The sequence below is a fragment of the Clostridium sp. LBM24168 genome (genome assembly GCF_052953915.1).
Genome location: NZ_CP196861.1, coordinates 500420 through 514282, shown reverse-complemented (window position 1 = coordinate 514282; position 13863 = coordinate 500420). Strand labels below are relative to the sequence as shown.

Annotated in this window: 11 protein-coding genes and 1 riboswitch; of the genes, 3 read left to right on the top strand and 8 right to left on the bottom strand. The window is 30.9% G+C overall.

Annotation, left to right across the window (positions count from 1 at the left end; genetic code table 11):
* Positions 1–11: 11 nt before the first annotated feature.
* From ACSVC9_RS02470 to ACSVC9_RS02455, 4 genes are all read right to left on the bottom strand, one after another.
* On the bottom strand, positions 12–2789 hold the full coding sequence (locus ACSVC9_RS02470) for an HsdM family class I SAM-dependent methyltransferase (RefSeq protein ID WP_446898808.1): 2778 nt from the start codon (positions 2787–2789) through the stop codon (positions 12–14).
* Between the two features lie 460 nt (positions 2790–3249).
* Positions 3250–4146, bottom strand: a complete 897-nt coding sequence (locus ACSVC9_RS02465; protein ID WP_446898807.1) for a DUF5655 domain-containing protein — start codon at positions 4144–4146, stop codon at positions 3250–3252.
* A 245-nt stretch (positions 4147–4391) separates the two neighbouring features.
* The gene (gene rlmD / locus ACSVC9_RS02460) at positions 4392–5753 is read right to left on the bottom strand and encodes a 23S rRNA (uracil(1939)-C(5))-methyltransferase RlmD (RefSeq protein ID WP_446898806.1); all 1362 of its coding nucleotides are present in this window, start codon (positions 5751–5753) and stop codon (positions 4392–4394) included.
* A gap of 37 nt (positions 5754–5790) precedes the next feature.
* Positions 5791–6249 (bottom strand): hypothetical protein, encoded by a 459-nt coding sequence (locus ACSVC9_RS02455; RefSeq protein WP_446898805.1) that lies wholly within the window; start codon positions 6247–6249, stop codon positions 5791–5793.
* Between the two features lie 222 nt (positions 6250–6471).
* Between ACSVC9_RS02455 and ACSVC9_RS02450 the strand changes: the two genes are divergently transcribed.
* Positions 6472–8322, top strand: a complete 1851-nt coding sequence (locus ACSVC9_RS02450) for an LTA synthase family protein (protein ID WP_446898804.1) — start codon at positions 6472–6474, stop codon at positions 8320–8322.
* A gap of 66 nt (positions 8323–8388) precedes the next feature.
* Here ACSVC9_RS02450 and ribH read toward each other — a convergent pair whose 3' ends face one another.
* The 4 genes from ribH to ribD are packed head-to-tail and all read right to left on the bottom strand — an operon-like array spanning position 8389 to position 11906.
* Entirely contained in the window at positions 8389–8853 is a 465-nt protein-coding gene (ribH, locus tag ACSVC9_RS02445; protein ID WP_446898803.1) for a 6,7-dimethyl-8-ribityllumazine synthase, read from the bottom strand.
* A 32-nt stretch (positions 8854–8885) separates the two neighbouring features.
* On the bottom strand, positions 8886–10085 hold the full coding sequence (locus ACSVC9_RS02440) for a bifunctional 3,4-dihydroxy-2-butanone-4-phosphate synthase/GTP cyclohydrolase II (RefSeq protein ID WP_446898802.1): 1200 nt from the start codon (positions 10083–10085) through the stop codon (positions 8886–8888).
* Between the two features lie 34 nt (positions 10086–10119).
* A complete protein-coding gene (locus ACSVC9_RS02435) occupies positions 10120–10773 on the bottom strand; it encodes a riboflavin synthase (protein WP_446898801.1) in 654 nt (217 codons plus the stop codon).
* Positions 10774–10790: 17 nt separating this feature from the next.
* Positions 10791–11906, bottom strand: coding sequence for a bifunctional diaminohydroxyphosphoribosylaminopyrimidine deaminase/5-amino-6-(5-phosphoribosylamino)uracil reductase RibD (ribD, locus tag ACSVC9_RS02430; RefSeq protein ID WP_446898800.1), 1116 nt, complete (start codon positions 11904–11906; stop codon positions 10791–10793).
* A 135-nt stretch (positions 11907–12041) separates the two neighbouring features.
* Positions 12042–12158, bottom strand: a riboswitch (FMN riboswitch).
* Between the two features lie 144 nt (positions 12159–12302).
* On the opposite strand from ribD, the gene ACSVC9_RS02425 reads away from it, so the two are divergent.
* Both ACSVC9_RS02425 and ACSVC9_RS02420 read left to right on the top strand, forming a co-directional pair.
* A complete protein-coding gene (locus ACSVC9_RS02425) occupies positions 12303–12935 on the top strand; it encodes a 5-methyltetrahydrofolate--homocysteine methyltransferase (protein WP_446898799.1) in 633 nt (210 codons plus the stop codon).
* On the top strand, positions 12936–13832 hold the full coding sequence (locus ACSVC9_RS02420; RefSeq protein WP_446898798.1) for an MBL fold metallo-hydrolase: 897 nt from the start codon (positions 12936–12938) through the stop codon (positions 13830–13832).
* Positions 13833–13863 lie beyond the last annotated feature (31 nt).

The window sequence follows — 13863 nt, the reverse complement described above, 5'->3', positions numbered from 1 at the left end:
TTAACCTCTTCCTATTTAATAAATTTTAATGTTTTTATATCCTCTTCATATCTTAGAAACGGATTTTTACAAAAAGCAGTTTTATGATAATTATTAAAGTCAGTTTTGATCCATGTTAAAAGCTTGCCCAATTCACTTTTGCAGATTCCACAATTTCGTACTATATAATCATCATTAATAGACTTATGTTCTACTCCATTTTCTGGATTATACATTACTAAGTTAAGCACTATTCTATGCATTACAAAATACTTATATTTATTTATTACTTGCGAAAATTTATCAACATTTTTTTCTAAAAAATTACATAAGCTAATTGGACTATATGAATGTTTATCAACCAAAAATTCTATAATTCCATCACATCCTAAAGATGTTTTAGAACTTCTAGTCCGCTTCAACTCGCAATTAATATTTAAAAGATCATTTATTTCTTTATCTAGATTCCCTATTGAATCAATAACAATATTATTTGAACTATCAAAAGCACATACCCCTACTTCTTCTTTAATCTTATTAAGTTCTATTTTTGAAAAGCTATAAGCATTCATCACTTCACAATCTATTTCGTACTCCAATTTCAAACGTTCTAATTCAATTTTAATATCATCCAAAAATTCATTTACAGCTAATTGTTTTATAGGCTGCATATTTTTAACAATATTTAATGATTTGTATTCAAAATTAGTAGGCCTTTTACATAAAAAACTATTTTTCAACTCACAACAACGCTTTGCTGCAATAGCTAAAGAAGATGAATTTATTAATTGCTTTACTGTAGGTATTTTAGCAATATATCCTGCTGCAATTGTTAATTTGGGAGATATAATTTTAAGATAATATGAATATATCCTGGAATTTAATAAAGCAATATGGGCATATTTGTTACCTTCATTAATTCGTATTCCAGGACCAGAAGCAACAAACAATTGTCTCCTTTTAAGTAATCTAACGTTTAACCCAGAAGTACCAGTATCACTAAATACCAACTCAGTGCAATCAAAATATTTCACATTTCGCATTGCGGATCCTTTTGTTGATTTAATATATTCTCCATCTTTACCCCACTTTAATTTATAATGATTTAAACCATTCCATCTACTATATCCTCCACCTTTACTAACTAATGCCCATTCTTCATCTGAAAAATGATTCCAGAAATAGTCTATAAGTTCTGCAGAATTACCAGTTGATGTACCTTGCATCGGTGTTGCAAATTCACCATACATTGGAAGTATACTAAATGCTTCTTTAATTTTCCCAGTGCTTAAAAAATCTAATCTATAATTTTTATTATTTAAGAAATCCTTTTGTGCAAATTTGCTCTTATAATTCATTATTTCATTATTACATGATAACACTGATTCTTTAAAACCTAAACTTTCATTTTTAATTCCAATAAACTCTAATTGATTGTTTATTTTTAAATTCTTTTCAAATATTATAAGTGCAACACTAGCTTTCTCTCCATTGAGATCATAAAAAGAATTAGAACCTAGTTCAACAACAGATTTAATAGTATAGTTTTTAATAAGTTTTTTTCTAAAATCAGTAAATGTATCTAAAAACATCCAGCTGTTTTGAGTTACTACTCCACACTTTCCATTTACTTTCAAATTCCGAAGTATTTGTTCTAAAAAAGCATTGCACACATCGCATTTTGCCAACGGATAATTTATCTTTAAATATTCTTTTAAATCTTCATTCATTCCCTTAACAGTTTGAAAAGGTGGGTTTGTTATAATATATTTTGATTCTCTTAAAATATCACTTAATAATGCTTCTTCTTTATTACAAGTATTCTGTATTTTATGTATATCTACTTCTACATCTAAAAAGCCTAAGATATTATCAAAAACAGAAAAATATATATTAGTATTAAGATTACTCCATATTTTAATATTAACATTTATACCTTTATTTAACATTATAGATAAAGCTTTAAGCTTTAAATTAATTGATGCTACTATAGCAATTTCTTTATCTAAATCATATCCTATTAGTCTATTTAAAGCATCTTGTATAATTTTTAAAATATCTTTTTGCCCTATCTTTGATTGAATTTTATTGTCACAAATTACATCAAGTGCATATAACAAAAAGTTACCTCCACCACATGCTGGATCTAATATTCTTTCGTTGTCTTTTATAATTTCGAGCTTATCAATTAAATAAGTAAGCATATATTTTTCAGTAAAAAACTGAGTATTTGCAAATTTATCATTTCCCAATAGTTTGTTTAAATATTGATATGCCCAAGAAAGCATATCATCTAAGCAATATTTATGTCTTTTAATAATTGGATAAAATTTATTTGCTATGTATGCTATTGCCCATAATTTACTTTCATCATTGAAACATTTCGAGTTAAAATAATACTCCTTAATTAAGGATTGTGCTTCTTTGCCATTAAAGCCAACTTCGACTTTTTCATTTTCATTACTTATATAATAGTTAAGTAATGTAGTTGCTAATGACACAATTATATATTTTCTAATTTCTTCCTTATGAAAATTATTTTTCTTCAAAACCTTAACTACATCATTTAACAATTTTTTTATATCATTCCTAGCCATTCGAATAGGATTAGTAATATTGGGGGTAATATTACTTTTATCATCTTTTTCTTTGCGTCTAGCATCATTAGGCTTTTTAGAATTTATTGGGACTACCCACATATTGCCTATCCTCTTGGCGTCAATAATTCTTCCTTGTGAACATAGTATCTGAACACGTCTTTTAGAAAGATTCCACTCATTTGCTATTTCTGATACAGAAATGTATTCCATATATATATTCCTCCACTTCTATGACGATTAACAATGCATATTATATTCCTTTTAGCGAATAATATCAACATGTTTTCTCATCATATTTAAATATATTCAGTTTTATTAATATTTTTAACATATTATTAGTAAAAATATATTTAATATCAGTATTACTTTCTTATTTCATATATGCATAATCATACTAATTTGACCTTTCTAATCAGATATAAGTGTTCTTATATTTATGTACACTCCCAAAAATCAAATTTTCATCCAAAACTCATGGCCTAAGAGAAATACAAAACACACTATATAATTTTCTAAAAATCTTTCAAGCTTTCTCGATCAGTATATTTTCTCATTGGCTCTTATCTTTATGCACGTGTTCTACATTAAGCAACATAAATACTTCTACATAAACGGTAATAATACTACCCTATTAAATTTCTACTTACTATTTATTAAAAATAAAACTTACTTAGTTCATTTCATAAGCCTTATCAATATATTCCTTAGCCTTCTCAAAATCCTTAGCATTTTTTATTGTGAGTTCCAAATCTCCAGTTGCCCAATGTCCAATTTTACTTACATCTCTTGTAAATCCATCTTCAAGAACAATCTCTTCAGGGTCTAACCTTAAATATAGTACTATACTTTTCATTTTAACTTCTACACATACAATATTTTTTATTTTCTTAAATGCACTATATAATTTTAATTTATTTTCCGTAACATCATCACCCAGTGCCAAAATATAGTCTCTAATAGAATAATACAATTCTCTTAATTTTGAACTCGTCGTTTCCAATTGTTCATCAAAAGTTTTATCTGTACTCTGTTTAACTACTTTTTCTGTATTTGTGTCCTTAAATGCTGTAGCTACATTAGAATTTATCAGGTCAAACATCAAAAGTTTCTCTCCAAATTTCTTATATCGTATTAAATCTATATTTCTATTTATTTGTTTTACAGCATATTCATCATATTTAGTAAAGTCTCCTGCTATGCAAATAAGGCGTGGCATACTCCAATCAAGCTTATCCGAGAATTCCTTTCCTAATGTATTCATAACTAAAAGTTCAAAATCAGCTTTATGATCCAAAAACCAATCCAGATAAAACAATCCTTGATTTATTACATTTTCATTGCTAGCTCTTTTATATTCAAAAATTACAGAACAATTATTTTCATCTATACCTAAGCTATCTATACGTCCTCCATTTGATGTTGTGTATTCACTTTTAAGAAAGTTGACACCAAAAAATACAGACATATTTTTTTCAATTAGTGTTTGCAATTCTCTCTCCAATGTTGCCCATTTAGCTGGCAGTTCTTCTACTTTATCATCTATTTTAAATAATTTTATATCGGACATTTTAATCGCTCCTAACCACAGTTTTACATAAATATTATAGCACAGCAAATTTCAATCAATAATCTTATATCAGCTAACTCATATTTTGTCTATATAAAAAAGCCTTAAGTGCATCACCTACAACACCCAAAGGCTTTCTAGCTTAATAGCTTTTATTATATTTTCTTTTCTTGCTGTTTCCTACCCCTGTATCACCAAACATACACAGTTTTCGCCATTTACTAACTCCAGCTATACCAATACCTCTAACTGTCTTTCCTTTTGAGCTTGACTATGCTCTCAACGTGCGCCGTCTGCGGGAACATATCCATAAGCTTCACCTTATCAACCATATATCCAGAATGTATAAAACAATTTAGGTCCTGTACAAGTGTTTTGGGATTGCAGGAAACATAAACTATGGACTCCGCACCAAAGCCCGTTATCTGTTTCAATGCTTTCGGATGAACGCCAGGTCTCGGTGGATCAAGTATTATCATATCAGGCTTAAAGTTTAGTTCATTTACAACCCTTCCTACATCTCCCACAATAAACTCACAATTTTTAATATTATTAAGCCGTACATTCTCATTTGCAGCCTTTACGGCCTCCTCCACCAGTTCAACACCTATGACCTTCTTTGCATCTTCTGCAACTATCTGTCCTATTGTTCCAGTTCCACAGTAAAGATCAAGTACAGTTTTTGAAGATGCATCGCCTAAAAATTCTTTCACTATTTCATAGAGCTTTTCAGCTCCTCTCGAATTTGTCTGAAAAAATGCCCCGGGAAATATTTTAAATTTCAATTTTGAAATTTCTTCTATTATGTAATCATTTCCATAGAGTATATTTAATCTTTCTATTTTGACTATATCTGAAAAGTTATCATTTACACTATGTAATATTCCTTTTATATTTCCGCACAGATTCAGTTTTAAAATCAACTGAACCATTTCATTAAAATTAAAATTTATTTGTGAAGTTGTGACTATGTTTATTAAAATCTCGCCTGTATTCTTTCCCTTTCTTATAACTAGATTTCTAAGGTATCCCTTTCTGCTCTTTACCCTATAGTATGGTAGATTTTTTTCACGCAGGTAATCTATAATCGCACTTAGTATTTTTCTAAAATCACCATCTACAATTTTACACCGGTCTGTATTTATAATTCCAAAGCTTTTTCCCTTCATATGCATTCCAACATTTAAAATTCCATTTTTTTCTGCATCTCCAAAAGTAAACTCCATCTTGTTCCTGTACTCAAATCTTTCAGGACTTTCTTCTATTCCTAAAAACTCAAAATTTTCTATTCCTGCCCTATGAAAGAGATCTAGAACCTGCTTGGTCTTTAATTCAAGCTGAATATCGCCTGGTATAAACTGTGAATTACAACCACCACATAAATTGAAATGAGGGCACGCAGCATCTACAGCACAATCCAAGTTTTTAGATACCTCTAAAAATTTTGCCTCAAAATGATCTCTTTTTCTTTTAGTTAATCTCCCCATTACCGTCTGTCCTGGAAAAGTATTTTTTATAAAAATTTCTTTTCCTTCCATATCGGCTATTCCTATAGATGGAAAAGAGCTCCTATTTATGTAGAATTCATAAACATCTCCAATTTTCAATTTTTAATCTTTCCTTTCTCAAATAAATATATTACTTCTATTCACCGAATTTTTGTCCTAAAGTTGCCTTGTATTTCGTTTTGCTCATTACAAATGGGTAAAGTACAAGTACTATAATAAATATTATTATAAACATACCCTTCATATCTACAATACGGTATCCAAATATAAGACGCAGTATCAAGTCAAACAGATACAATGCTATTATAGATATTACAGACGTTGTTATGGTGTCTATAATGGAGGCTTTCAATTTTTCATTAAAGAATTTGAATACATTCTTATTTTCCGCTTTTTCCGCCTTTTTTGAAAAATCATCTTTAGTAGACTCATTGTTACTGATTTCTTCAGCTTCCACGCCTTCTTGATTTTCATTCTGCTTTAATTCTTCCAGTTTTTTTCTTTCTTCCTGATTCTTGCTTTTTAACTCTTCAAAGAACTGCTTTTTAGCTTCCTTTTCATTCTTTTCATTCTTTTCATTTTTATTATCATCCATTTTATCATACTCTCCTATTTTATTATTTAAAACTATTTATATACTACACTATAATAAGTGATAATTTCATTATATATACCAAATTATATTATGCTACAGTAAACCATTTATGTAAATACGTATACATAAATACTTTCATTTTGTTAACAATTGATTTACAATAATACATTTAAGTCTTATAATTTTATTTAGTATACAATAATATATTCAGGAGGAAATATAATGAATAAATTCAATTTTATTGATTTTATAGATATCATAATATTTTTGGTTCTAGTCCCATATAAAATATTGAATTTTGGGAAACAGATAAACACGGCAAATTTTTCAAATATGCCTCTCTTATTACCATCATCTGCTTCAGTAATTGTTTTGCTGTCCATAAGTTTACTGTTCTGCAGAAAAAATCGTTCAAGGTTTCTATATATATGCAACCTTGTAATAAGCTTGCTCATAATAAGTGACCTGAATTACTTTAGATATTTCAAGGATATAATATCAATTCCTGTATTAATAAATGGACTTCAGTTAGGTGCTGTTGGCTCAAGTGTAAAAAATATCATGCGTCCCGGTGACTTTTTATATACAGTAGATTTATTCATAATTCCATTTATGAACAACTATATAAACAAACACAAAAATAATTCCTTACCACCATTCAAATTAAGGCTGTCATTTTTTCTATGTTTACTGGTATTAGCTATATCCACAGATTACATCTTTTTTTATAAATTATCCAAGGAACAGCCCAGACTTTTAAGCACCATGTACAACAAGGTATATATAACAAAACATCTTGGAATGGTAAATTATCATTATTTGGATATATACAATACTATATATAGTAAAATAGATAAAGTAAAACCTATCCCCGAAAAGAAATTGACGGAAATACAAAATTTTATGGATAAAAATGAATCTTCGAAAAAAAATCTTCACGCTGCATACGAAGGGAAAAATTTAATAGTAATACAAGTAGAAGCACTTCAGCAATTTGTAATAAATAGCTCTATTGCTGGAAAAGAAATAACCCCAAATTTAAACAAAATGGCGGGTAGATCAGAGTATTTCGATAATTTTCATTATCAGGTTGCTGCTGGCGGTACTTCTGATGCCGAATTCATGGCCAATAATTCCCTATATCCAGCAGAGTCTGGTGCAGCATACTTTTTATATTCTGGCAACAAATTTCAATCTATGCCAGAGTCTTTCATAAATAAGGGTTACGATACATCCGCCTTTCATGGATTCAGAGAAAGTTTTTGGAACAGAAATGTAATGTACAAAAATTTCAAATTTAATCATTTTTACGGTGAAAAAAGCTTTAAAAAGAATGAAACCATAGGTTTAGGTCTTAGCGATAAATCCTTTTTAAACCAATCTGTAGATAAACTGAAAGATTTAAAAAGTCCTTATTATGCTTTTTTAATTACATTAAGCAGTCATTTTCCTTATGATGACGTAAAAAATTACGGAAATTTCAGTGTTGGAAAATTGGAAGGCACTTTTATAGGAAACTACATCAAATCAATACACTACACCGATGCCCAGCTGGGTATGTTCTTTGACAGACTGCGCAGGAAAGGAATATTAAAAAATTCCGTAATTGTACTTTATGGAGATCATTACGCAATTCCCAGAAATAAGCAGGAGCAATTTTTAAAATTCTATAACAAAAGTTCCATATCCAACGTGGATTGGATAAATCTACAGAAAGTTCCCTTCATGATTCATTTTCCAGATGAGCGTGTAAAAGGAATAAATCACATAAATTCCGGTGAGATGGACATATATCCTACAATAAGTAATCTCTTTAATCTATCCGGCAATTACATGATGGGAAATGACCTTTTTAATGAAAAAAAGGGTGTGACAATATACAGAGATGGTTCTTTTATATATGGGAAGTGCTACTATATGTCCGAGAACAATACTTACTATGATATAGCCACAGGCTTGAAACTTCCTGAAACAGAAGAACTCATGCAGGAAAAACAATCTGTTCTCAATCAACTTGAATATTCAGATGATATACTAAAACATAATCTATTAGAAACATGGTTAAATAAATGACATGCCTGCTAGTTTTTTACCTGCAGACATGTCCACTATAAAGGCTGCATCATTGTTAATTGTCAACTAAGCAAGCTGTTTAATAAGATTGGCCATTTCTATAGCTGCCATGGCCCCATCATATCCTTTATTTCCAGACTTGGTACCAGCCCTTTCTATTGCCTGCTCTATATTATCTGTAGTAAGTACACTAAATATAACAGGCATATTTGCCTCAAGAGAAACATTGGCTACACCCTTCGAAACCTCATTTGATACATAATCGAAATGAGGAGTAGCTCCCCTTATGACGGCTCCAAGGCATATAACTGCATCATACTTTCCTGACATAGCCATTTTCTTTGAAATAAGAGGTATTTCAAATGCTCCCGGAACCCAGCTTATACTTATATTGTCTTCATCAGCTCCATGACGCTTCAGGCAGTCCAGTGCACCTTCCAGCAATTTTCCACTTATAAATTCATTGAACCTTCCAACTACTATACCAAATTTTAAATTTTCTGCTGTCAGCTTTCCTTCATATGTTTTCATGTATAAAAACCTCCATAAAATTAAACTATATTCTACAATTTCAATAAATGTCCCATTTTTTCTTTTTTAGTATGCATATATTTTACATTTTCTTTTGAATAACTTACTTCAATAGGTACTCTTTCCGTTATTTCCAGCCCATAATCTGAAAGTCCTTCTATTTTTTTCGGATTATTAGTCAAAAGTCTCATCTTTCTTATCCCGATATCCTGCAATATTTGAGCCCCTATTGAATAATCCCTCATATCTGCCGGAAAACCAAGAGCTAGATTTGCCTCTACAGTATCCATTCCATCATCCTGGAGTTTATAGGCCTTAATTTTATTTAAGAGTCCTATACCTCTACCTTCCTGACTCATATAAAGAAGAACTCCTTTTCCCTCTTTTCCTATCTGCTTCAGTGCAGCTTGAAGCTGATCCCCACAGTCACATCTCAGAGAATGAAATACATCACCTGTAAGACATTCTGAATGTACTCTGACGAGAGTATTCTCATCTTGGAAATTATCTCCTTTCACAAGGCATACATGCTGATCCCCATTTAATATATTTTCATATCCTACAATTTCAAATTCCCCGAATTTAGTCGGCAGATGTGCAGAAGCAACTCTTCTGACTAACTTTTCAGTTTTCTTCCTGTAAGCTATCAGATCCAATATAGTTACAATCTTAATTTCATGTTCTTCCGCAAATTTCATCAAATCATCTCTTCTTGCCATGGTTCCATCATCTTTTATTATCTCACATATTGCTGCTGCTCCCTTAAAACCTGCAATTTTAGACAGATCAACTGAGGCTTCCGTATGTCCTGTCCTATCAAACACTCCATTCTTCTTAGCAACAAGTGGGAACACATGTCCTGGCCTTCTAAAATCACTGCCGCAGTTTAAAGCTGCAATCATATTTATTGTATGTGCTCTTTCAAATGCAGATATACCTGTTGTTGTATCCTTAAAATCTACACTTACTGTAAATGCTGTTTCATGATTATCAGTATTATTTTGAACCATAGGGTTGAATCCAAGTTTTAACGCTATTTCTTCCTCCACAGGTGCACAAAGAAGTCCTCTTGCATATTTGATCATGAAATTGATATTTTCTCCAGTAGCCTTTTCGGCAGGTATGACCAGATCTCCTTCATTTTCCCTTCCTTCATCATCTACAATTATAATCATCTTCCCATTTTTAAGATCCGCTGCTGCATCTTCTATAGAACTAAATTTATAACTCATACTTTTCCTCCTTAAAATCTATTTGTTTTTATTTTTATACAAATCCATATTTTTTTAACATTTCAGAGTTTATACTTGATCTATTTTCAATTTTTCTATTTGAAGTGTCCATTAATCTTTCAACATATTTGCCTACCAAATCGCATTCAATATTTACTAAATCACCTGTTTTTCTGTAATATAACATAGTTTCCCCCTTGGTATGCGGGATCAGCGATACACTAAAACTATTTTTGTTCAATCTTGCTATTGTAAGGCTTACACCATCTAAGGATATAGATCCCTTAAGCACTACATATTTCATGAGATCCAATGGTATTTCAATTTCAAGCCAGGTTGATATATCTTCATCATGAACATCAACTACCTTTCCAACACCATCTATATGGCCGCTTACTATATGTCCTCCAAGCCTGTCCCCAACTTTAAGAGCTCTTTCAAGATTTACCCTGCTTCCTACCCTTAAACTTCCTAAGCTGCCCATTCTAAGTGTTTCAGCCATAACATCAACCGTAAATGAATTGCTATTTAAATCTACTACAGTAACACAGGTACCATTTACAGCAATGCTATCTCCCAATTTTGTTTTATCTATAACCTTTTCAGCTCCTATAGTCAATTTTGAAGAGTCCATGCCTTTCGATATCTTAACGATTTCGCCAATTTCTTCTACCAAGCCTGTAAACAAATCCATTACCTCCCAACTTATCGCTTTTTATCTACATAAGCTTCCAGCATAACATCTTTTCCAACCTTCTTTACAGAAATATCCTTCAACTTTATTTCATCGGATATATTTTTGATTCCACTGCCTTCTACCGAAGTCTTTGCATCCTTTCCCCCAAATATCTTAGGTGCAATAAAATAAATAACTTTATCTACAATTCCATATCTTAGTGCGGAGAAGTTTACATTTCCCCCTCCTTCCAGAAGTATACTGTCTATCCCTCTCTCTCCAAGTTTTCTAACTAGGAAATTCAAATCAACTTTATTTTCACTGTTCTTTGGACAAATAATTAAGTATACTCCTTTTTCAGTCAGGCTACTATAATTTTCTCTGTTAAAATCATTTGTACATGCTATTATTATCTCTCTGTCATTTATAGTACTGAATATTCTTGATTTAAGTGGTATGCTAAGTCTTGAATCGAGAATTACAACTTTGGCATCCTTGCTTTTATCTTTAAGTCTCGTAGTTAGGAGTGGATCATCTTCAATAATGGTGCCTATTCCAACCATAATAGCCATAACTCTATTCCTTATTTGATGAACTTTTTCTCTCGACTCCTCGCCTGTTATCCATTTAGATTGTCCACTGACTGTAGCTATTTTTCCATCAAGCGTAACTGCTGATTTCATTATTACAAATGGAATTTTTCTCGTAATATAGTTTATAAATATTTCATTCATTTTAACAACTTCATCTTCCATTACTCCTGTAATTACCTCTATATTTGAATCTCTGAGCATCTCTATCCCTTTCCCGGATACGAGTGGATTCGGATCCAGGCTTCCTATTATTACCTTCTTTATCCCAGATTTTATTATGGCTTCCGCACAGGGTGGTGTTTTTCCATAATGGGAACAAGGTTCTAAGGTTACATATAAATCAGCTCCTCTTGCCTGTTCTCCAGCCTCTTTTAAAGCATATATCTCTGCATGTGGGCCTCCAAACAATTTATGATATCCTTTTCCCAGAATTTTTTCATTTTTTACAATTACAGCTCCCACCAGAGGATTGGGATTTACAAAACCCTTACCTTTCAAGGCCAGCTTTAAGGCTATCATCATGTATTTTTCATAATATTCTTTATTTTTCATAATCTATCACTTCCATGTGTAAAAGATAATTTATTACTATTTAAATTAAAAAAATTTAAAATCCCCTGAAGACAACCTTCAGGGGATAATATAATCAGAAAATACAAATATGGAAATAATAAAAAACCATATGTACTCTACTTTCTTCCATCCAGACTTTACTGTCGGTACTGGAGTTAAACCAGTTCATGCTTCTAAAAGCTTGCGGACTATACCGCCGATCGGGAATTTCACCCTGCCCTGAAAGTTAATATTTAATTTTATCTATAATATATACCTATTTTTTAATGTTGTCAACACGAAAAACTACAAATTGTATTTATATATAATTGTGATGGTGTATAATATTTATTAAATATTATACCGTACAATTTTACAGTGAGGAGGGATTCTAACATGAAGGTTGTTACAGATTTTATATTTAAATTGAACAAGTCACAGACTATAAATTCATTACTGGCTTATGACCAACTTGTAGATAAAAATGAACTGCCTGGATTATATGATTCACTTTTACCCACACTGTATGATGTTGTACATCCATATGGTATTTTCAATATTGAAAAAATCACTGTTTTCCCGGCTGCAGATAAATATGAATATATAATTCCATGTATAATTACCATAGGTGAGACTATAGACGAAAAAATAAATAAGTACTTTTATCTTAAAAAACTTTCTGAAGGTATTATGCTCAACTCAATGGCAAATTCCTATTTATTTGAAATAAGTTATCAATTATTTGAAAAAATTTATATGGAAACTTCACGACTTCATATAGGATTAAGCTCAAGATTGACCCCTGGAGTTCATAAACTTCCAATGGAATATCAAAAATTTATATTGGAAAGCCTGAATAATAGTAAAAATCCAAATATAGCTATAACTGAAAATTATATGTTAAAGCCTCTACATTCAATGGCATACCTATATGGGGCAGATAAAAAAATACCTCTAAATAAAAATGACCATGATTGCAGCAAATGTCCATCCAGAAAATCTTGTATTATGAGAAAGGATTTGATTTAAATGAATTTAAATAAGATAAACGGAAACACATATTATGTAGATGCAGCTACCAATTCGGGTATATTTAGATTTAAAAACAGAAATTGCCTTATTGTAGATACAGGTCTAAACAACAGTGCAGCAAAAAAATTGGACGATATACTTGTAGAAAACAAATTACATCCAAAATACATAATAAATACACACAGTCATCTGGATCACTGTGGTGGAAATATATATTTTCAAAAAAATTATCCCGGCATAATAGTATACACTTCTAAAAATGAAAAACTGTTTATGGAAAACGAATATCTTCACCCTTCAATTCTAAGCTCCGCCTATCCCATTAAATCACTGAATAAGAGCAATAAACCAATTGATGTAGATTACATACTAGATTACGGGATAAACAAAATCGGAGATGACAAATTCAATATAGTACCATTGCCAGGACATTCAATAGAACATATAGGAATAGTAACTTGTGATAGAGTCTGCTTTTTAGGTGACTCAATATTCAGCCCTGAAATACTGGACAAATACTCTTTTCCATACCTGTATAATATATCAGATAGTTTGGACTCATTGAAACGTATAAATGAAATTGATGCAGATTATTTTTTAATAAGTCATTCAGAAAAAATAATTGCAAAAGAAGATATAACATCCTTGATAGACAAAAACATAAAAAACATAGAAAATTACAGCAATGAAATATTGGAACTTCTGGATCAGCCATTGACGAGAGAAGATATTCTTGAGAATATAACAATACTCAACAACCTGAAACTGGACTTCAATGAGTACTATCTCAACTTCGCAGGAGTATCTGCATTTGTATCCTATCTATACAATAACAGACTAATAGACTGCTCTATAGAAGACGGAAAATTATATTATTTCAAGGCAAAAAAATAGATAAATCCACAATTCAATCCATATTGTGGAT